Annotated in this window: 24 protein-coding genes; 17 read left to right on the plus strand and 7 right to left on the minus strand. The window is 43.4% G+C overall.

Annotation, left to right across the window (positions count from 1 at the left end; genetic code table 11):
• The first annotated feature begins 25 nt into the window (after positions 1-25).
• From MKZ10_RS04335 to MKZ10_RS04365, 7 genes are all read left to right on the plus strand, one after another.
• Positions 26-490: a GAF domain-containing protein gene (locus tag MKZ10_RS04335; RefSeq protein ID WP_342508206.1), complete on the plus strand. Its 465-nt coding sequence runs from the start codon at positions 26-28 to the stop codon at positions 488-490.
• Positions 487-1,542 carry a sensor histidine kinase gene (locus MKZ10_RS04340; RefSeq protein WP_342508208.1) on the plus strand — a complete coding sequence of 352 codons (1,056 nt, stop codon included), beginning with the start codon at positions 487-489 and terminating at the stop codon, positions 1,540-1,542. Before MKZ10_RS04335 ends, MKZ10_RS04340 begins: the two co-directional genes overlap by 4 nt.
• Before the next feature lie 7 nt (positions 1,543-1,549).
• Complete coding sequence (locus tag MKZ10_RS04345; protein WP_342508210.1) at positions 1,550-2,197, plus strand: response regulator transcription factor; 648 nt, start codon at positions 1,550-1,552, stop codon at positions 2,195-2,197.
• Between the two features lie 18 nt (positions 2,198-2,215).
• The gene (locus tag MKZ10_RS04350; protein WP_342508212.1) at positions 2,216-2,743 is read left to right on the plus strand and encodes a hemerythrin domain-containing protein; all 528 of its coding nucleotides are present in this window, start codon (positions 2,216-2,218) and stop codon (positions 2,741-2,743) included.
• A 122-nt stretch (positions 2,744-2,865) separates the two neighbouring features.
• A complete protein-coding gene (locus MKZ10_RS04355) occupies positions 2,866-4,380 on the plus strand; it encodes an MFS transporter (RefSeq protein WP_342508214.1) in 1,515 nt (504 codons plus the stop codon).
• A 104-nt stretch (positions 4,381-4,484) separates the two neighbouring features.
• Entirely contained in the window at positions 4,485-5,504 is a 1,020-nt protein-coding gene (locus MKZ10_RS04360; RefSeq protein ID WP_342510006.1) for a ThiF family adenylyltransferase, read from the plus strand.
• 16 nt (positions 5,505-5,520) lie between these two features.
• Positions 5,521-6,030, plus strand: a complete 510-nt coding sequence (locus MKZ10_RS04365; RefSeq protein WP_342508216.1) for a MogA/MoaB family molybdenum cofactor biosynthesis protein — start codon at positions 5,521-5,523, stop codon at positions 6,028-6,030.
• A 21-nt stretch (positions 6,031-6,051) separates the two neighbouring features.
• Here the strand turns inward: MKZ10_RS04365 and moaC are convergent, their stop codons facing one another.
• A complete protein-coding gene (gene moaC / locus MKZ10_RS04370) occupies positions 6,052-6,543 on the minus strand; it encodes a cyclic pyranopterin monophosphate synthase MoaC (RefSeq protein ID WP_342508217.1) in 492 nt (163 codons plus the stop codon).
• A gap of 60 nt (positions 6,544-6,603) precedes the next feature.
• On the opposite strand from moaC, the gene glp reads away from it, so the two are divergent.
• Genes glp through moaA form a run of 6 tightly spaced genes read left to right on the plus strand, consistent with a single transcriptional unit; the run spans position 6,604 to position 10,622 of the window.
• A complete protein-coding gene (gene glp / locus MKZ10_RS04375; protein WP_342508219.1) occupies positions 6,604-7,860 on the plus strand; it encodes a gephyrin-like molybdotransferase Glp in 1,257 nt (418 codons plus the stop codon).
• Positions 7,857-8,366 carry a molybdopterin-guanine dinucleotide biosynthesis protein B gene (mobB, locus tag MKZ10_RS04380; protein WP_342508221.1) on the plus strand — a complete coding sequence of 170 codons (510 nt, stop codon included), beginning with the start codon at positions 7,857-7,859 and terminating at the stop codon, positions 8,364-8,366. The genes glp and mobB overlap by 4 nt, the downstream gene beginning before the upstream one ends.
• On the plus strand, positions 8,353-8,799 hold the full coding sequence (locus MKZ10_RS04385; protein WP_342508223.1) for a molybdenum cofactor biosynthesis protein MoaE: 447 nt from the start codon (positions 8,353-8,355) through the stop codon (positions 8,797-8,799). Before mobB ends, MKZ10_RS04385 begins: the two co-directional genes overlap by 14 nt.
• The gene (gene moaD, locus MKZ10_RS04390; RefSeq protein WP_342508225.1) at positions 8,796-9,029 is read left to right on the plus strand and encodes a molybdopterin converting factor subunit 1; all 234 of its coding nucleotides are present in this window, start codon (positions 8,796-8,798) and stop codon (positions 9,027-9,029) included. The genes MKZ10_RS04385 and moaD overlap by 4 nt, the downstream gene beginning before the upstream one ends.
• The gene (locus tag MKZ10_RS04395) at positions 9,026-9,598 is read left to right on the plus strand and encodes a molybdenum cofactor guanylyltransferase (protein WP_342508227.1); all 573 of its coding nucleotides are present in this window, start codon (positions 9,026-9,028) and stop codon (positions 9,596-9,598) included. Before moaD ends, MKZ10_RS04395 begins: the two co-directional genes overlap by 4 nt.
• A gap of 4 nt (positions 9,599-9,602) precedes the next feature.
• Complete coding sequence (gene moaA / locus MKZ10_RS04400) at positions 9,603-10,622, plus strand: GTP 3',8-cyclase MoaA (RefSeq protein WP_342508229.1); 1,020 nt, start codon at positions 9,603-9,605, stop codon at positions 10,620-10,622.
• Between the two features lie 78 nt (positions 10,623-10,700).
• Here moaA and MKZ10_RS04405 read toward each other — a convergent pair whose 3' ends face one another.
• The 5 genes from MKZ10_RS04405 to MKZ10_RS04425 form a co-directional block, all read right to left on the minus strand.
• Entirely contained in the window at positions 10,701-12,227 is a 1,527-nt protein-coding gene (locus MKZ10_RS04405; protein ID WP_342508231.1) for a tripartite tricarboxylate transporter permease, read from the minus strand.
• A gap of 21 nt (positions 12,228-12,248) precedes the next feature.
• Positions 12,249-12,698, minus strand: a complete 450-nt coding sequence (locus MKZ10_RS04410; RefSeq protein WP_342508233.1) for a tripartite tricarboxylate transporter TctB family protein — start codon at positions 12,696-12,698, stop codon at positions 12,249-12,251.
• 56 nt (positions 12,699-12,754) lie between these two features.
• Complete coding sequence (locus MKZ10_RS04415; protein WP_342508234.1) at positions 12,755-13,801, minus strand: tripartite tricarboxylate transporter substrate-binding protein; 1,047 nt, start codon at positions 13,799-13,801, stop codon at positions 12,755-12,757.
• A gap of 137 nt (positions 13,802-13,938) precedes the next feature.
• A complete protein-coding gene (locus MKZ10_RS04420; protein WP_342508236.1) occupies positions 13,939-14,631 on the minus strand; it encodes a response regulator in 693 nt (230 codons plus the stop codon).
• Positions 14,600-16,237, minus strand: a complete 1,638-nt coding sequence (locus MKZ10_RS04425; RefSeq protein ID WP_342510008.1) for a sensor histidine kinase — start codon at positions 16,235-16,237, stop codon at positions 14,600-14,602. The genes MKZ10_RS04420 and MKZ10_RS04425 overlap by 32 nt, the downstream gene beginning before the upstream one ends.
• A 104-nt stretch (positions 16,238-16,341) precedes the next feature.
• Between MKZ10_RS04425 and MKZ10_RS04430 the strand changes: the two genes are divergently transcribed.
• From MKZ10_RS04430 to MKZ10_RS04445, 4 genes are all read left to right on the plus strand, one after another.
• Positions 16,342-17,304 (plus strand): D-glycerate dehydrogenase, encoded by a 963-nt coding sequence (locus tag MKZ10_RS04430; RefSeq protein WP_342508237.1) that lies wholly within the window; start codon positions 16,342-16,344, stop codon positions 17,302-17,304.
• A gap of 139 nt (positions 17,305-17,443) precedes the next feature.
• Positions 17,444-18,751 carry an acetamidase/formamidase family protein gene (locus tag MKZ10_RS04435; RefSeq protein WP_342508239.1) on the plus strand — a complete coding sequence of 436 codons (1,308 nt, stop codon included), beginning with the start codon at positions 17,444-17,446 and terminating at the stop codon, positions 18,749-18,751.
• A gap of 79 nt (positions 18,752-18,830) precedes the next feature.
• Positions 18,831-19,244 carry a VOC family protein gene (locus MKZ10_RS04440; protein ID WP_342508241.1) on the plus strand — a complete coding sequence of 138 codons (414 nt, stop codon included), beginning with the start codon at positions 18,831-18,833 and terminating at the stop codon, positions 19,242-19,244.
• A gap of 119 nt (positions 19,245-19,363) precedes the next feature.
• A complete protein-coding gene (locus MKZ10_RS04445) occupies positions 19,364-19,849 on the plus strand; it encodes a hypothetical protein (protein WP_342508243.1) in 486 nt (161 codons plus the stop codon).
• 36 nt (positions 19,850-19,885) lie between these two features.
• Here the strand turns inward: MKZ10_RS04445 and hutG are convergent, their stop codons facing one another.
• Positions 19,886-20,812, minus strand: coding sequence for a formimidoylglutamase (gene hutG, locus MKZ10_RS04450; protein WP_342508245.1), 927 nt, complete (start codon positions 20,810-20,812; stop codon positions 19,886-19,888).
• Positions 20,813-20,881: the final 69 nt, after the last annotated feature.

The following is a 20,881-nucleotide window of genomic DNA, read 5'->3' on the forward strand; positions in this document are numbered from 1 at the left end:
TTTTTCTATGTAGGGAGTATAGATTATGGATGGATTAAGTATTTTTAAATACCAAGAGGAAATCGAGTGCTTGAAAGCTCAATGTGGTTTCGACTTTGTTGGAGTGGCGCTTGTACAATCAGCTGCACGCCATTTTGAACTTAGATGGGAGTTTGTAACGGGTAATCAAAGTGACCGTTATCGAAGAATTGTTTTACAAACCGGAAAAGGTGTTGCTGGACATGTTTTCAAGACGGGTAAACCGTTTCTTGTGGAGGACGTGGAAGAGAAGCTTGGGGAGAAAAACTTATTTAATTATCCAATTGTTGTTTCAGAAGGACTGAAGAGTTTCGGTGCAATTCCCTTATACAAATACAACTGGGTTAAAGGTGTGTTACTCATCGGATATCGTGACGGAAAGAAATTAACGCCACAAGAATTTGATGAGTTTAAAGAAGTAATTGGTTCAAGATTTGGTCCATTTTACAACAGGGAGAAGGTGAAGGATTGATACGCATAGAAGATTTTCAGTTAACCGATTTGTTGATGAAAATGTATGACAATTCAGCTGAAGCTATCTTCTTTTTTGATCGTCATCGAAAGGTGATTTCGATGAATACCGCTGCTGAGCTTATTTTAGATCCTGAAGTGCTCGACCGTATGGCGGCGGGGGATAGTGAAGCCATTTGTTTGTCTTGTAAAGGTTATACGAGCGAACAGGAGCTGCGAACATGCTTAGCATGTTATATCAAAAACCCTCAACAAGATTTAAGTTCGTTCCAGGTGTACTTAGATACAAAAGGAAAAGGAGTTATCCCGTATACGGGTAGCTACCAAACCATTGATGAAGAAAATGGTATCCGTGTTTTTATGCTTCGTGATTTGACGAAGCAGTATAAAACGCAGGAATCATTAAACCAAAAAATGATGATGAAAAATATTATAAAAGCGCAGGAAGATGAACGGAAACGGATTTCTAGAGAGCTTCATGATAGTGTCGCGCAAGAAATGCTGAGCTCATTGGTTGAATTACGCGTGTTGAAATATATGAATATCGATACAGAGGTACTGAAGAAAGTCCAACAGACGGAAGGTTCGCTGATGAGGCTATTAGATGATATCCGTCATCTTTCCGTTGAATTACGCCCCGCAACTTTAGATGACTTAGGGCTCGAAGCTGCGTTCAGAACGCATTTTAAATGGATTGAAAAAAATTATGGGCTAGTTGTCCACTTTACTTCAGAGCTTCAGTCGAAAAGGTATGGTGGCGAAATTGAAACGGTTGTTTACCGAATTTGTCAGGAAGCCGTGTTCAATGCGTTGAAATATGCAAATACAGATGAAATTACCGTTCGACTGTTTGAGAAGGGTGACTACTTAAAATTACATGTTGTTGATGAAGGTCAGGGGTTTGATTTGAATGCTAATCATCCAAAAGGTACTGGCCTAGGATTGTACGGTATGCGGGAAAGGGCTGCGCTTGTTGAAGGGGACATTATCATTCTTTCTGACTTAGGGAAAGGCACTATTGTCCGACTAGAAATACCATTAACAAAGGGGTGATCAAAAGTTGAAAATTATAATTGCAGATGATCACGCAGTCGTTCGTAGTGGGTTTATGCATATTTTAAACTTTCAAGATGATATGGAAGTCGTGGCAACTGCTGCAGATGGCTTGGAAGCATATAGTTTAGTCGCTAAGCATCGTCCTGATTTGCTACTAATGGATTTAAGTATGCCTCCTGGGGAAAGTGGTCTTATTGCGACGGGAAAAATTAAAGAGGATTTTCCGGAAACTAAAATTCTTATTTTGACAATGTATGACGATGAGGAATATTTATTTCACGTCTTAAAAAATGGTGCATCAGGCTATGTCCTGAAGAATTCACCTGACGAAGAATTATTTGATGCCATTCGTATTGTTTATGAGGGTGGGACATACATTCATCCAACGATGGCGACTTCACTTGTTAGGGAGTTTGTTAAAAAAGATGGCGATGGTATCGAAACAGATCCCTATAAAATTCTATCGAAACGTGAAATAGAAGTTTTACCACTTGTGGCAAAAGGGTATGGCAATAAAGAAATTGCCGAAAAATTGTATATATCGGTTAAAACAGTGGAAGCTCATAAGTCTAAAATTATGGAAAAGCTTCAGCTGAAAAGCCGTCCTGAACTCGTTGAATATGCATTAAAGAAAAAGTTTTTAAACTTTTAAAGGTGAGGTGCGGAATCGGTGGTAAAAGAGAAGAAGTTCAAATTTGATTTACCCGCATTGCGTGTACTTGAAAATGAGCATAATTATTTGTTGCATGTAATGGAAGATTGGCATTTAATTGTCCTTGCTTTTGAGCGTGATATGTACACGCTTGAAGAAGGGCACGAGGCGTTACAGACTCTTCGAAGGCTGATAATTGAGTTTATTGATCCGTTGAAGAATCATACAGAGAAGGAGGAGGAGTTCCTTTTTCCCTTACTAGCTAAGTACGTAGGCACTGAACAGGGTCCTGTCAATGCAACTGAAGAAGAGCATGAAGAAATTGATGCGTATATTGGTCATTTCCTGCATCATACTCGCGGGGATTTAAGCGATATGACGATGCAGGACATGAAAGATGTCGTTAAGGACGCGGGAGAGGCCTTCGAAGTGATTACGGTCCATTTTGTGAAGGAAGAGTCGATTCTGTTCCCGATGGTCAATAATATTTTACGAATTGAAGAGCAGGACAAGCTTTACGAGCAGCTTTATACGTCTATTCTGTGACAAAGGATAGTGGTTAGGGATTTCCCTAGCGCTTTAGAGGGAGAACCCGATAGTTTTTAAGAATTGCAGTCGTTACAATCGAGTTATAGCATTAGCAATTAATTAGGATTGGACTGATTGGGATGATTAAAAAAGCGCAGTTGCCGTTACAGACGGCGAACTTAGTAGTCGGTTTCATGGTATGGGTACTTATATCTTCACTGTTGCCATTCATTACAGAAGATATTGCAATTCCAGCGGAAAAGCTTGCAATTGTAACGGCTGTACCAGTGGTGTTAGGGTCTATCCTTAGAATACCGTTAGGCTACTATGCAAATGTATTTGGTGCCAGAGTAATCTTTTTAGTAAGTTTCATACTATTGTTATTTCCAGTGTTCTACATAAGTGAGGCGTCATCGTTTTCAGATTTAATTATTGGTGGAACGTTACTGGGTATCGGTGGAGCTGTGTTTTCTGTTGGGGTTACATCATTACCGAAGTATTATCCGAAAGAAAAGCATGGTCTTGTCAACGGGATTTATGGGATGGGGAATGTGGGGACGGCGATATCCACATTCGCAGCACCAGTCATTGCTACACAAGTGGGTTGGTCGATGACTGTTAAATTTTATCTGATTATACTATTGGTTTTTGCGGCATTAAACTTCATATTTGGTGATCGTAAAGAAGTGAAAGTGAAAACACCTATTGTAGAGCAAATTAAAGGAGTCTATAAAAATGAGAAGCTATGGTTCTTCTCGTTATTCTATTTCATTACGTTTGGTTCGTTCGTGGCCTTTACGATATTTTTGCCAAACTTTTTGGTGACTTTTTTCGAGCTAGATAAAGTGGATGCTGGGATGCGGACAGCTGGATTCATTGTGGTGGCGACATTCCTTCGCCCGGTTGGCGGATGGCTTGCAGATAAATTCCAACCACTGTTTCTGTTAATGGGTGTTTTTTCAGTCTTAACATTTGCATCATTTTTACTCGCATTTTCACCGTCAATTCTGTTGTATACAATTGCAAGTATGCTGATTGCGACTTCTGCTGGAATTGGGAACGGGGTTATCTTTAAACTAGTGCCTTTCTATTTCAATAAGCAAGCAGGGATTGCCAACGGAGTTGTATCTATGATGGGCGGTTTAGGTGGATTTTTTCCACCATTATTATTATCTGCCATCTTTACATTGACAGGATCTTATTCAATTGGTTTTATGGCATTTTCTCAAGTGGCACTTGCCAGTCTAGTGCTTGTCGTTTGGCTCTATTATATGGATCGCGTATCGACGGCTGCGGAAGTGTTTAATTCAACTGGACAAGGGATTCTTGTAACAGATTCAGCAGGGAAAATTGAAATGATCAATCCTGCCTTCACGAAACTAACGGGTTATACGGAAGAGGAAGTTATCGGAAGAAGTCCTAATGTATTAAGCTCAGGTAGACAATCAACAGAATTTTACACAACGATGTGGGGACAGATTGGTCTTAAAGGCGAGTGGCACGGTAAGGTTTGGAATAAAAAGAAAAACGGTGAGGACTATTTGCAACTGTTGTCGATTAACACGGTGACAGATGATTCTGGAGAACCAACCCGATATGTAGGATCGTTCAGTGATATAACACCTCCAAACGAAGAGGGCAGCCGGTCAAATTGACCGGAAGCCCTCGCTTCATTTTATTTTCAATCAGTGGGTGTCCAAACGCCCACTGATTGAAAATAAAGCCTCCGGCGTAATTGATAATGAAAAGTGGTGAAACTTTGGACAATCGCTATTCAAGACAAATCCTATTTAAACCTGTTGGACAGAGTGGGCAAGACAAGTTAAGTTCAGCACATGTCGTCATCATTGGTTGTGGTGCGTTGGGATCAGCTATTTCAGAGACGCTTGTCCGAGCTGGTGTTGGTAGATTGACGATTGCGGACCGAGACTATGTGGAGTCGACAAATTTACAAAGACAGCAGTTATTTGTTGAGCAAGATGCGCGTGATGGTGTACCGAAGGTGGTGGCAGCTGAAAAAAGGTTGAAGGCTATTCGGCAAGACGTTGATATCGTAACGGTGCTTGATCATATTGATGGTCCACTGGTGGAGAATCTCACACAAGATGCAGATTTAATTATGGATGCCACAGATAATTTCGAAACACGTCTTCTGATGAATGATATTGCATGGAAAAGGGACATCCCTTGGATTTACGGGGCATGTGTCGGCAGCTCAGGTACGGTTTTCCCATTCATTCCAGGAAATTCTGCTTGCTTCCGGTGCTTGCTTCCGGTATTGCCATCGGTGAATGAAACATGTGATACAGCTGGGATTATTGCACCGGCAGTCCAAATTACTGCTGCACATCAAAGTGCGGAGGCATTAAAATGGCTAACTGGGAATGTAGAGGCCATGCGCACGAAAGTCTATCATTTTGATGTTTGGAACAATACGCATGTAGAGGCAGGGATTTCCCGAATGCGTAGCGAAGTATGTGAGACGTGTGGGAAAGCACCGACATACCCAACGTTACATCGTCCAGAAGGAACTGGCTATGCTGTGCTATGTGGTCGGGATACGGTACAAATTATTCCTGATAGTGGGCGTCCTTTGACGATAGCAGATGGAGAACAAGTTGCTAAACGTTTAGGTACATCTTATAAAGTAACTCCTTTTTTTGTGGAATTTCATGCGAGTGGTTATCGCTGTATTTTATTCGGCAATGGAAGGTTGTTAATTCACGGATTGAAGGATATGAAGATTGGCCGCAAACTGTACCATCAATTTTTTGGATGAAGTGGGGGGAAGTCTTTTGTCGAATGTACATAATGAAGAGAAACAGTTGATTTGCTGTGTGTTGACGATTAGTGACACACGTAATATTGCGAATGACCGAAGTGGATGGACAATCAGGACAAAGCTAGAAGCAGCGGGTCATAAAATTTTTGAAACATGGATATGCCAGGACGATAAAATGGAAATTGAGTCGATACTGGAGGAGTGGTTGAGAAATCCAAATGTCAACGCCATTATCACGACGGGTGGAACAGGTATTGGTTTCCGTGACGTCACGGTTGAAACGCTGACGCCTTATTTTACAAAAACACTTGACGGGTTTGGAGAATTGTTCCGTTATTTGAGCTATACAGAGGATGTAGGATCGAAGGCGCTGCTGAGCAGGGCAATTGCAGGGACTGTGAAAGAAAAAGTGGTATTTGCACTTCCTGGTTCGGAAAAGGCGGTTGAGTTAGCAATGGATAAATTGGTTGTGCCTGAGCTACATCACATTGTTCACGAATTGACGAAGCATTTAGATGAGTAAAAAAGGATGCTTTACGCATCCTTATAGTTGTCGATGGTAGTCACCATTTTTGCCGCCAGTTTTTTGAATAAGCATGGTCGGTCCGATGACCATCTCTTTACCAGCAGCTTTGCACATATCGTAAATGGTGAGTGCAGCAGCAGAAGCGGCGATCAATGCCTCCATTTCGACACCTGTTACACCTTTTGTTTTCGCTTCAGCTTGAATCAATACCTCGTAGTGTGCGGTTGCTTCGACGATGTTCCATTCGAAGCGAATGTCGACACCTGTTAAAGGAATCGGATGGCACATCGGGATAATTGCTGATGTGTTTTTTGCCGCCATAATTGCTGCCACTTGGGCAACTGCGAATACATCGCCTTTCTTATTCGTCCCTTCTGTAATTTGAGAATGGATAGTTTCATTGACGACAATCGAGGATGCTGCGATTGCTGTTCTGATGGTTTCGGCTTTATCGGACACATCGACCATTTTTGCGCGTCCTTGTTCGTTAAAATGTGTGAGTTCAGACAATGGATTCATTCCTTTCGGACAATATAATGTTAGTATACCAGAAGAATGTGAGGGATTAGCATGGTGGAAATGAGAAAACCAATTCCGGTGGCAGAGGCAGTTCAGCTTGTGATGGAACATATACATATTATCGGGACAGAAATGGTTCCTCTTGAACATGCATATGGAAGAATTCTCGCACAACCCATCATTGCCCAGCATGATGTACCATCCTTTAACCGATCGCCGTATGATGGCTTTGCAGTTCGTGCACAAGATACGCTAGGTGCAGCTGGAGACAATCGAGTTAAGTTCAATGTAATTGGTGAAATCGGGGCTGGCTATGTGGCAGACCAAGAGATTGGTAAGGGTGAGGCATACCGAATCATGACAGGGGCACCGATTCCTAAAAATGCAGATGCGGTTGTTATGTTGGAGCAAACTGTTGAGCAAGTAGATGGCTTTACATTACGAAAACCGTTTAGTCCTGGTGAAAATATTTCCTTCAAAGGTGAAGACGCAACAGAGGGCGAACTGTTAATAGAAGCGGGGACGGTCATTCATCCCGGGACTGTTGCATTGTTGGCGACGTTTGGATATGCCAATGTTGAAGTGGCTAAACGTCCGATTGTTGGAATTTTATCGACAGGGACAGAGCTGCTGGCTGTGGATGAACAACTAGCACCTGGCAAAATTCGTAATTCAAACGGTCCGATGATTGCGGCACAGTTGGACCGGATGGACATACGTTATCGGTCTTACGGTATGCAGGCGGATGATTTAGATGCTTGCACGGTAATCGTTGAACAAGCACTTGCTGAGACGGATGTCCTCATTACGACGGGCGGCGTTTCGGTTGGGGATTATGATTATTTACCTGCGATTTATGAGCGTCTGGGAGCCGAAGTTTTATTCAACAAGGTGGCGATGCGACCGGGTAGTGTGACTACGGTGGCGGTGCTTGGCAATCAGCTGTTGTTTGGCTTGTCGGGGAATCCTTCGGCTTGTTTCACAGGGTTTGAGTTGTTCGCGCGACCGGCAATTATTGGGATGATGGGTGGAACGGCTCCATATATGCCACGTATGAGGGCGAAGCTCGGTGAAGATTTCTTGAAACCAAATCCGTTTACTCGCTTTGTTCGTGCAATATGGGACATGACGCCAGAAGGAATGGTTGCAGTGCCTGCTGGTTTTAATAAATCAAATGCGGTGTCCTCTATCGCAAAAGGGAATTGCCTAATGGTCTTGCCGAGTGGAACGCGCGGTTTTGTGATTGGTACGGAAGTCGATATTTTGTTACTTGGAGCTGAGCAAGGTGTTGGTGAGTGGGTACTATGAAGACACTTCATATCGTAGGCTTTAAAAATAGTGGCAAAACGACACTCGTTGCGAGATGGGTTCGTTTATTGAAAGAACAGGGATTGACGGTTGCGGTGTTGAAGCATCATGGCCACGGTGGACAACCTGCCATGCCGGATGCTTCGACGGATACGATGCAGTTTTTCAACAGCGGAGCAGATGTATCGGTCGTTGCGGGCGGCGGTGCAGTTCAATTGCTGGTCAATGAAGAGCCGGGGTTTATGGAGTTGAAAGAAATGGCGGCAATTAGGCGTCCGAATATTTTGCTTGTAGAAGGGTATAAGGAACAACAAGGGAATAAAGTGGTGCTGTTAAGGAATGCGGAAGATTGGGGGTCCTTGGGGAGCTTGTCAGGCATTCAGCTGGTTGTGGGCTGTCCAGAAATTATAGCAGGTAGCAGGCAAATTGCATCAAGAACGGCTGTTGGACAACTAGACCGCTGGTTATTGGAATGGATAGAGGAGGACGGCAATGAAACCGTTTGAGATTGTAGAAAAACCGATTGAAACACAGAAGTATACGGATTATGTACTCCATGCGGGTGCTGGTGCTGTCACTGTATTTACGGGGCATGTGAGGGAATGGACACATGGAGTGCGTACATTATATTTAGCATATGAGGCATACGTTCCGATGGCGGAAAAGAAGCTGGCGCAAATTGGTGCTGAAATGGAAGCGAAGTGGCCAGGCGTGAAAGTCGCGATTGCGCATCGAATTGGTGAGATGCATATTTCGGATATCGCTGTACTGATTGCCGTATCTTCTCCACACCGAAAAGCAGCTTATGAAGCGAATGAATATGCCATTGAACGCATTAAGGAAGTCGTGCCTATTTGGAAAAAAGAAATTTGGGAAGACGGCGAAGAGTGGATTGGCGGGCAGAAAAAATATCCTGAAAAGGGGAGTGCAGAGCAGTGATCAAAGTAAACTATTTTGCAAGATTACGTGAATTGACGGGCAAGGCGGAAGAAACAATTGAACAACAAACGATGACAGTTAGTGAGTTGTTGGATTGGGCAGAGGCGACTTACCCGGGTTTTGGTAAGGATACGATGCATGTCGCGGTCAATGAAGAGTACGCCTTGAAGGAAGATGTTATCCAATCGGGTGATATTTGCGCATTTATTCCCCCAGTGAGTGGCGGATGATGAAGACGGTTGGTATCATTCTGGCGGGCGGACTTTCTCGACGATTTGGTTCTCCGAAAGCGTTTGCCAAGCTGGGTGAGCGGTATTTTTATGAGCTTGCTAAGGAAGCATTGAAAGCGCATTGTGACGAAGTAATTATCGTGACAAGGCAGGAGCTTTTGAAGTGTTTTCCTAAAGATATAAAAGCAATAACTGATATAATGGATTATATGGGACTCGGTCCGCTTGCAGGGATCCTGTCTGCGATGGAATCTGTGGAAGCGGACCGCTATATCGTGTTGCCTTGCGATATGCCATATGTCGATGAAACGGTTATTGGGAAGTTATTGTTACAACATGAACAAGGTGTAACTTCGGTCGTGGTAGATGGACGGCAGCATCCACTGGTTTCTATTTGGGATTACAGTGTGAAAGACAATCTCCAAGATGCTTTGGAAAACGAGCAATTACGCGTTCTACCTGTTCTTGCGAGTAGTGGCGTTAGGTGGATAGATGGCGGTTTATTGACTGACGATGAAAAACGAGTGTTTACAAATGTGAATACACCTGAGGTATTGGAAAGGAACTGAGCGTATGGAAGCAATCGTAGATAAGCTGGGAAGACCGATTCGGGATCTCCGAATATCGGTAACAGACCGCTGTAACTTCAGATGTTCTTATTGCATGCCGAAGGAAATATTCGGTGATGATTATGTGTTTCTACCGAAAAAAGAATTGCTATCGTTTGAAGAAATTGAACGGTTTTCACGTCTATTTGCTTCGTTGGGCGTTAAGAAGCTTCGTTTAACAGGCGGTGAACCGTTAATGCGCCGTGATCTACCTGAATTGATTGCGAAGCTAATGGGGATTGAAGGTATTGAGGATATCGGATTGACGACGAATGGCGTGTTGCTGAAACAATATGCAAAGCCTTTGTATGATGCAGGTCTTCGCCGTTTGAATATGAGCCTTGACGCATTAGACCCGGAGATTTTCGGCAAATTAAACGGGCGGGGCATTAAACCGGAGCTCATTCTTTCCAATATCGATTATGCACAAAAAATTGGTTTTGAAATTAAAGTCAATATGGTCGTTCAAAAAGGCGTCAATGAGGGTGAAATTCTTCCGATGGCGGCTTATTTTAAAGAGCGTGGCATTACATTGCGTTTCATCGAGTTTATGGATGTGGGGAATGACAATGGCTGGAGCTTTGAAAAAGTGGTCACGAAAAAAGAGATTTATGAAATGCTGAAAGCTGAACATAATATGGAGCCGGCAGATCAGGATTATTATGGTGAAGTTGCAAAACGTTATCGTTATACGGATAATGGAGCTCAGGTTGGTTTTATCACATCTGTGTCGGAATCGTTCTGTTCAACATGTACACGGGCAAGGCTGTCATCGGATGGTAAATTGTATACGTGTTTGTTTGCTTCAGATGGATTTGATTTACGGGAATTGATTCGCAGTGGATTGTCGGATGCGGAATTGCTTGATGCAATTACGGGTGTTTGGCAGGGCCGGGGGGACCGCTATTCGGATGAACGTACCGAACAAACTGTGCAAACGGCGAAAAATCGTAAGAAGATTGGTATGAGTTATATTGGTGGATGAGGCGCTACCGGAGTAAAAAGAGAAAGGCATTATTCACTCGAAATGATGGAGTGGATAATGCCTTTTTACATTCAACTATTAACCTTCCTCTTCCACAACAACTGCGCGCCCTTTTAGTTTCAGCAACAACGGAATAAGTAACCATGCCGCCGCAGCGATGATAAATACGAGTGATAGCGGCTTCGTGAAGAAGATACTGAATTCGCCATTTGAAATCGTCAGTGCACGGCGCATGTTGTTTTCAATCATCGGCCCTAGAACGAGCGCCAAAACGAGCGGAGCGACAGGATAATCATTTTTGGACAATAAATAACCGGCTACGCCACATCCGAGTAGCAAATATAAATCGAAAATGGTGTATTGGACGGCATATACGCCAAAAAAAGAAATAGCAACAATGATTGGTAATAGGTATTTCTTTGGTGTTTGAATAACCTTCGCAAACACACGCACGAGTGGCATATTGAGTACTAACAGCATTAAGTTCCCGATAAACATACTTGCAATCAGTCCCCAAGCGACTTCAGGGTGTTCATCAAAGAGAAGGGGACCTGGCTGGATGTTGTACATAATTAGTGCGCCCATCAGAATGGCTGTTGTACCCGAGCCTGGAATCCCTAATGTTAGCAAGGGAATCATAGCACCACCAGAAGCTGCGTTATTGGCGGATTCGGGGCCGGCGACACCGGCGATGTTACCTGTTCCGAAGCTTTCAGGGTTTTTACTGAACTTCTTTTCCGTCATATAAGAGAAGAAAGAAGCGAGTGTTGCGCCGGCACCTGGAAGAACTCCGATGAAAAATCCGAGTAGAGAGCCTCGTACGATGGGAACAGCACTATCCTTCATATCTTGTTTTGTAGGCATAATTCGATTGATTTTTGCGATTGCTCCATCTTCACCATCCCGTTCTAAGACGGTTTTGAACACTTCACCAAGTGCAAACAACCCAACGGCAATCGTTAGAAATTCTAGTCCAGAGAAAAGAATCGGTTGATTGTATGTAAAGCGGGCAATTCCTGAAACGGCATCGATGCCGATTGTACCGAGGATAAGTCCGAAGACTGTCATCATTAAAGCTTTCGTCATGGACTTGCCGGCAAGTCCACTAACTGCCGCTAAACCTAATAGCATAAGAGAAAAATATTCAGCAGGACCAAATTTAATGGCGACATTGGATAGTGGCTGTGCTAACAGGACAAGACCAATTAATGCAATAATACCTGCGCAAAATGAGCCGATTGCCGAGATGGCTAATGCCGCACCAGCGCGTCCTTGTCTCGCCATCTGATAGCCGTCAAGTGTTGTGACGACGGATGATGATTCACCAGGTGTGTTTAACAATATAGACGTGGTGGAGCCTCCATACATGGCTCCGTAATAGACGCCGGCCAGTAAAATAATAGAGCTGGCTGCTGCTGCACTTGTCGGCATGCCGGAGGTGATGGTTGCGGTAACTGGGATAAGAAGGGCAACCCCGCTCATTGGCCCAATACCAGGTAAGACACCGACAGCAGTACCGATGATGACGCCGACGAATGCAAATAATAGATTTTGCCATTGAAAAGCAATCGCGAATCCATCCGCTAAAAATTGCAATGTACTCATAGCTTAGTTCCTCCTTTCTCCTTAAAATGTAGGGAATCCGGGCAACGAGCCGCCGAGAAATTCCGAAAATAAATAATAGATACCAACTGAAAATATGAGTGCAATCAGGATGGACTGTAGTATTCGACCACGTTCCATTGTTTGAAAGGCGATGAGTAAGAAGCCGAACGTTGAAATGACATAGCCAAGCTTTTCAAGTGTAAATGCGTATAAAGCTGCGCCGATAAGAATGATGGCAAACTTTTTATATTGAAAATTCTCTTTAGCTGCCGATTCAGATTTGTATTTGAAAGTTTCGTATAGTAAACGTAAGCTCAAAATAAGTAGAATGGCGCCTAACCACATCGGAAATATTTTTGGCCCTACGGCAGATCCATATGCACTGTCAGGGATTTTTTGACTTTCTATAACAACAATAAGACCTATCAATAAAAAGGCGATGCTGGCATATCGGTCGAATGTTTTACTCATAGTCTTTTCCACCTCCTAAAAGAAAAGGCGGCCGTTAAAGCCGCCTATACTAGCAGTTATTTTTGCATGCCAAGTGCTGTTAACAATTCCACGATGACTTTATCCTGATCTTCTAAATAAGAAGTGAAATCGGCAGAATCACGATATTCATACTCCCAACCATTTTTCTCTAATTCAGCAGTCCATTCATCTGTCATAACCATCTTTTTAAGATTGTCATTCCAATAATTAAAAGCGGCTTCAGACATGTCCTTCGGGCCAAATAAACCGCGCCAAATCGTGAACTCTGCGTCAATTCCTTCTTCCTGGAAGGTAGGGACATCTGCTAATTCGCCTTCAAGTCTTTCAAGTGAACTAACAGCTAGGACACGGACATCGCCAGATTTTACATACGATCCAATTGCAGAAGCGTCAGTTGCGATGACATCTGCATTCCCACCGAGTAATGCGGCAATGGCTTCACCACCACCATCATAAGAGACATACTTGACCGTTTTTGGATCAATGCCATATTTAAATGCAGGAAGTACGCCAACAAGATGATCCATAGATCCTGGAGCTGATCCGCCAGCCAGAGTGACGGTAGTTGCATCTGCCTTAATAGCTTCCAATACATCCTTTAAAGTGTTGAACTGTGAATCGGCTTTGACAACGATTGCTCCATAATCACGCGTTAACTGTGCCAAAGGTGTTGTATCTTTATAGCCATAAGGACTGTTACCTTCCGCCTTATTATGATTAATTAAGATAGGTGGAGATTTAACAAGTAGGACATGATCATTTTTGACTTCTTTCGTCGCGTATTCTGCCATGTAGACAGCACCACCGCCACCCGGTTTGTTTTCAACGGTAATGGACTTATCGACTAGCTTCGTTTCGCCCATTGTTTTTGCAATTGCTCGAGCAGTTAAGTCCCAGCCACCGCCAGCCCCTGAAGGCGCAACAATTGTGATGTTATTCTTTGGGTATTCAGGAGCCTTAGCAGCAGTAGCGGTACCATCACTTTCATTTTTACTACTACCCCCTCCACTTGAAGTACATGCGGCAAGACTTAGTGCCAATAAACTGGTTGCTGCAATTGTCGTGAATTTCTTCCACTTCATTCTCTACTCCCCCTTAAAATAAAAAAGATGACAGCGTTTTCATACGCCTGTCATCAATTTATCAGAAGGTTATCTGAATTCAATGTTTATGTGAATAAGTTTGATAATGGAAGTAAACGTCATTTTGTTCATACTGTTTACCGTTTTTTTATAAAATACCTTCTTTCAGGGCGTCCAACTGATCCATATAATAGTTCCGTAAATGCTTGTTTCTCGGAGACGAGATATTCTAGGTAACGTCTTGCCGTTGAGCGGCTAACACCAATTTCCACTCCGAGTGTTTCAGCAGTAATTCCCCCTTCGATTTTGTTGATATGTTGAACTACTTTTTCCTTTGTAATTGGATCGATACCTTTTGGTGGAATAGAATCCGTGGCCGGTGTAGCCGCGCCTGTTTGATTCCACAGAAGCTTGATAGAGTCCTCTTGCATGGTTCCTTCGCCAGCAAGTGTTTTCCGTTTGCTTTTGTAAGACATCAGGCTTTCCTGGAAGCGGTCGAACGTCAGTGGTTTCAAAATATAATCGACAACTCCGCGGCGGAATGCTCTTTTAACGATTTCAATTTCTGCTGCCGCCGTTATGAAAATAATATCGGTTTCAGGACTATTTTCATGAATAAATGTCATGAGTTCTGTGCCAAGTGTGTCAGGTAAATAGACATCTAACAACACAAGGTTTGGCTGTAAGGCTGACACCCAATCTTTGGCTTCCTCGCCTGTATGAGCAGAACCGACTACTGTAAAACCCTCTATTTTCTCGATGAAACGTCGATGAATGTCGGCAACTCGTTTGTCATCTTCAATAATTAAAATCTCTATCGGAGCGGTCATGCAAAATTCCCCCTTTTGGTATAGAAATGATAAATAGCGCACCGCCTAAGTCACCTTTTTCTAGCGTGATGGAGCCCCCAAGGTCCTTCACATTTTCAGCAACCTTTATAAGGCCATATCCTCGATCCTCATCATTTTTTGTAGACACTCTTTTTTGAAACAAATATTCAAGAGTGTTCAGCGCAATTCCTTGTCCAGAATCCTCTATTTCCATCAATATTTCTTCTCCATTATCCAGAATAAGAATACGAACCATTCGTTGGTCCTCAGGATAAGACTCGACTGCTTCAAAAGCGTTGGTTACTAAATTACCGATGATGGAAACGAAATGATTTTTTTCTAAATGCGGTGGTAATTTCGCAAGGAAACTGTCTTCATCCAGAATAAATCGTACTTTTAACTCCTTTGCACGATTGAAAAAACCGATGACAATTCCACCGAGAAATGGATCCTGCAAGCGATTGGTCACAAACTGAATAAGGGACTGATGCTCAGCTGTTTCATCATGGATGAGGCTCAACGCCTCGTCATAGGAGTTAAGCTGAATAAGGCCTGAAATGGTGTATAAAAAATTATTGTATTCATGGGTCTGTGCCCGTAATGCTTCTGAATAGCGTTTTACTTGTGATAACTCCATCGCTAGACGGTCAATATCCGATTGTAGTCGGAAAGTAGACACTGCACCAACAATTTTTTTCCCAACCCGAATAGGAATCCGGTTGACGATGACCTTTTTGCCGCGAATTTCCATGGGTCGATCAAGATGCTGTTCCCCAGTTTCAAGTACTTTAGGCAGCAAAGAATTTGGCAGTACCTCCTGAATAGTTACACCAATTAGGTCAACCTGGTCAGGTAAGGATAGTGTGTCATAGGCAGCAACATTGACAGTTGTAATGATTCCCTTGGCATCTACCATAATAATTCCTTCACGAACTGATTCAATGAGTGCATTGCGTTCAGTGAATAAATTGGCGATTTCAGCAGGCTCAAGATTGAATAATTCTTTTTTTATATTACGTGCTAGGATGCTCGAACAAATCACTCCGATGAAAATAGCAATAAGGACGATATAGGAAATGTTATCAACATATTGAAAGAAGATTGTAGAATTATTTTCTTCCAAAAATCCGACTGAAATGATGCCGATAATGTCGCCGTTGTTATTGAAAACGGGTGCCTTACCGCGTAAGGCAGCCCCGAGTGTTCCTGTAGCTTCTGAAATATAGGATTCACCAAGAATAAGGGCACGGTCATTGTCATCGCCAACCATCTTTTTTCCAATCCTTTCAACAACAGGGTGCGCATAACGGGTACCTTCTGTGTTGCCGATGACAACATATTCAGCGCCTGTTTGTAGGCGAAGGGCTTCGGCGATTGGTTGTAATGCTTCCGCTGGATTCGTCAGTTCAAATCCAGCCCGAATATCAGGGCGATCCGCAGTTGTTTCTGCAATGCTGAGTGCTCGCAGTCCAATTTGTTGTTTAATGCCTTGGGACATTGTGAAGTAGAACGAAATACCGATTATAATTGCTAGTAAAGAAACGAAAATAGCACCATATAAAAATATACGCATTTGTAAGGAAACGGATTTAATGATGAAAATCACCTCGCTCAAGGTCAGGTATGATGTTTATTGTCAGTTGTTGTGTCATGAAGATAAATCTCTTTATATGTTACACTATTGGAAATTATTAAAATAGGGGGATGTACATGAAACAAAGAATCTTCATTACAAGAAAACTAGATGATGGAGTACTTGCGCCGCTCCGCGAAAAGTTTGATGTACGGATGTGGGAGTCGGAGAGTGAATCAGTACCGCGTGATATTTTATTGCAAGAAGTTGCGGAAGTGGATGCACTTTGGACAGTTTTGGCAGATAACGTCGATCGTGAATTGTTTGAAATGGCGCCGAAGTTGAAAGTCGTTTCAAACTTGGCGGTTGGCCATAACAATATTGATCTTGAGGTAGCGAAGGAACGAGGCATTATCGTGACCAATACGCCAGGTGTGTTGACGGAAACGACAGCGGATTTGACATTTGGACTGCTTTTGGCAACAGCGCGTCGTTTGATGGAGGCAGAAAATGATGTGCGAACGGGCAATTGGACGTCGTGGTCTCCGATGGGTTATACGGGTATGGACGTGGGAGGCGCGACGCTTGGAATTGTTGGTATGGGGCGGATTGGTGAAGCGGTAGCCCGCAGGGCCAAAGGGTTTGATATGCGCATTTTATATCACAATCGGAGTCGGAAAATGGATGCGGAAGTGGAGCATGGTTTTGAATATGTCGAATTGGATGCACTGCTAGGAGAGGCAGATTTTGTTGTGATTCTTGCACCATATACGCCGGAAACAGTTGGAATGATTGGGGCAAGGGAACTTGGGCTCATGAAAAAGACGGCGGTTCTTATTAATGTCGCACGCGGGGCCATTGTCGATGAGGTGGCGCTTTACGATGCCTTGAAAAATGGTGACATTTGGGCAGCAGGTCTTGACGTGTTTACAACGGAGCCTGTACCACAAGATAATCCGTTGTTGATACTACCGAATGTCACGGTGTTACCGCATATTGGTAGTGCGAGTATTACAACGCGTCTTGGGATGATGAAGTTGAATGGGCAGGCGATTATGGATGTGTTGGAAGGGCGAGAGCCGGAGAATCGGGTTGTTTAAAATCAGTAGAAGAATGATATTGAAATAAACGAATAGTAAGTAGACCTGTCACTAGTCGATAAGTTGTTCTCCAAATGTCTATCATTTATACTTGAAGAATAGATTTCGGAATAAAAAGACAATAAGGAGTGTTTAGAAGATGAAGACTGCCGTCGAAACGCTTTTTGTGAATTCATTCATTGATGGAATTTTGGATCCTGCCAAAGAGATGCTTGGTCCTGTGAAGAATGGCGGGCATATTATCGCCAATACTGCGCCAGGTTGTTGGGGACCGATGATTACGCCTTGTATTAAAGGTGGACATGAAGTTACGAAACCTGTTTATGTCGAGGGAGCGGAAGTTGGCGATGCGATTGTTATTAAAATCAAAACAATCGATGTTACGTCTATAGCGACTGCGTCTGGAAATGATCAACCTGTTGAAGGGCGTTTTGTGGGCGATCCGTTTGTGGCGGTGAAGTGCCCGGGATGTGGAACGCTTTATCCAGAAACAGTTATTAAGGGGATTGGTCAGGAAGCAATTCGCTGTGCAACTTGTGATACAGACATTACGCCATTTGTTTTCACAAGTGGCTATACGATTACATTTGATGAATCAGGCGATGTGGGTATTACGGTTTCGAAAGAGGCTGCGGAAAAAATTGCTCACGATGGTCGTCATTATATGCGGACGCCAGAAGCTTCTAAGCAAAATCCAATCGTTACATTTGCACCGCATGATCTCGTTGGAACAGTGGCACGTATGCGCCCGTTTTTAGGGCAGCTTGGTACAACACCGTCCAAGCAATTGCCGGATTCCCATAACGCAGGCGATTTTGGTTCTTTCCTAGTCGGTGCACCACATGATTATGCAGTGACTCAAGAGGAGTTGGACGAACATCGGACAGACGGTCATATGGACATTAGTCGAGTGCGTGCGGGTGCAACACTTATCTGTCCCGTGAAAGTAGCGGGTGGTGGGGTGTATTTGGGAGATATGCACGCGATGCAAGGAGACGGGGAAATTGCCGGCCATACAGCGGATGTTGCAGGCATTGTTCATCTGCAAGTCCATGTTTTAAAAGGTGTCCAGCTGGAAGGTCCGATATTACTGCCGAATGAAGAGGACTTACCTTATACGGCGAAGCCACTTTCCGCAGCAGAGAAACAATCCGCTCTCGCTCTAGCGAAAAAGTGGGGAATGGAAGAAATTGAAGAATCATTGCCATTGTCAATTGTTGGCACAGGATCAACGTTAAATGCAGCCACAGACAACGGTCTGTCACGTGCAGCTAAATTGTTCGGTGTAACTGTTCCGGAAATCATGAATCGTGCTACGATTACGGGCTCAATTGAAATCGGTCGCCATCCAGGTGTCGTCACTGTCACTCTGCAAGTACCCAAGCCATATCTTACGAAAGCGAACTTATATGATGCAGTAGATTCACAATATAAAGAGCGTGCATAGGTGTAGGTAAGGAATAAGAGCGCAGGACGCATGTCCAGCCCAAAGTTTAGATGTTGTTAATTACTGGGAGGGAATGTAGATGAAAGGTTCAGCGGTACCGTATTTAACGTTTTATGGACATGGCAAGGAAGCAGCTGATTTCTATGCGAAGGTGTTTGAGTTGGAACAACGCAATATACAAAAATACGGTGATGCGGACTTCCCTTCACCACCGGAAGCGGCAGATTATCTGTTACATTGCCACTTACAAAAAGGCGAATTCCAAATCATGCTTGCAGATTCGGTGGATAAACAGCCGGAAAGCAGGAGGCATGGACTATCACTGACAGTTCAATGTGAAAATGAGGAAGAAGCCCAGCGTATATACGATGGTTTGCGCGCGGAGGGTGAAGTGCTGATGGAACTTCAGGAGATGTTCTGGGGTGCAAAGTTCGGTAAAGTGAGAGATAAATTTGGTTTTGTTTGGGATTTGAATTGTGAAAAGGAAGAGTAAATCATTGAGATGAAGAAACGGAAGCCTCCTCATTTGAAGAGCCTTCCGCTTTTTATTTGCTGTTTAACCTAGGATTTAGCTGTGATATATTCGACGTAAAGTGAAAGAAGGCAGTTTGTATGATTGCTAGATGGCTGGCGGTGAATGTCCTTACTGTTTTGTTGCTAATTACATGGAGCTTGCTGTACCAGGGGTTCGATTCTTATACAATATTGACGGGGAAAGTTTTTGCTCATATTGCATTCGTGTTGTTTTTGGTAAATATCAATATGTACTTTGTTTTCTTATTCATTCGAAAAAGTAAGGTGAGGGCGGTTAAGGTCAAGTTTGCGAAGCTATCCCGCAAGATGATGAAATATCATGTGGCGATTGCTGTCACTGCGACGATACTCATTATTGTACATGCTTTTATCATCATTAAAATCCATGTGGATGATCTGTTGAAGCTGAAAACGATGAGTGGATTTTTAGCGGCCAGCATGTTGGTGATTCTGCTTTTTAGTGGGTTATTGCGAAGAAAGAAAGCGACAGGGATACGAAGAAAGTTTCATTATACGATGGCTTTTATTTTTCTCGGTTTTGTTTTGCTCCATATCTTACTGTAAAAACGGAAGACTCCTTATTTGGAAGTCTTCCGCTTTTTACCTTAGAAACCCCATAATCGCCTCGTTCACCAAGTATGCGCCAAGCCTCACGGTACGATTGTTTTCATCCAAAGTCGGGTTTACTTCCGAAATATCAAAAGATAGTGTTTTGTCGTGTGAAGTAACTTTTTGGATGATGGAGCGGACAACAGCTGGCTCTAAACCGAATGGGGACGGTGCACTAACGCCCGGCGCAAAGGCGGCGTTTAGGACATCTGTGCATAAGGTTAGAAAAATAAAGTCATGCTGGCTGATGAATTGGTCGAGTTCTTCAGGTAAAGAATCCATGTCATCCTCGTATAGATAGGCGACACCAAGTTCGTCTGCACGATTGAACAATTCTTGTGTATTCCCATAACGCTGAATACCGGCAACAAAATAGCTAGTATTCTCACCGTTATCTAAAATTTGTTTAAACATCGTACCCGATGATGATTGTTCGTCGTAAGGGCGTAAGTCAAAATGGGCGTCAATGTTGATGATACCGAGTGAAGCTTCTTTGCCGATGAATTTCCGAACGCCGAGGTAATGTCCATAAGCTGTTTCATGACCGCCTCCTAAAATGATAGGGGTTATTTCTTTAGTAAGCAGTTCAGCCACAACGTCGCCTAAATGTTGTTGGGCTTGTTCGAGGTGACTGTCCTGACATTCAATATTGCCGATGTCAACAAGTCGTTGCCCCTCCACCGCTCTCCAAGGTAATTTCGCCAGCTCGCTTCGCAGTGCATCAGGTGCTTGTGCTGCGCCAAGCCGCCCGTTATTGCGACGAACGCCTTCCTCGCATTGAAAGCCGATAATAGCGCATGTCTTGGGAGAAGAAGCTATGTTAGAAAAATCTACTACTTGGTGATACCGAAAACTCTCTCTGTTGTCTAAATGGTCCGTACGTCCAGACCACAACGCTGGATTTATTTTCTTTAACAATGGACTGCCCCCTGTCCTTCATTATCCCTAAACTACTTTCCAATGTTTCCATATAAATAGTAGCGTAAA

The sequence above is a fragment of the Sporosarcina sp. FSL K6-2383 genome, assembly GCF_038618305.1.
Classification (GTDB): domain Bacteria; phylum Bacillota; class Bacilli; order Bacillales_A; family Planococcaceae; genus Sporosarcina.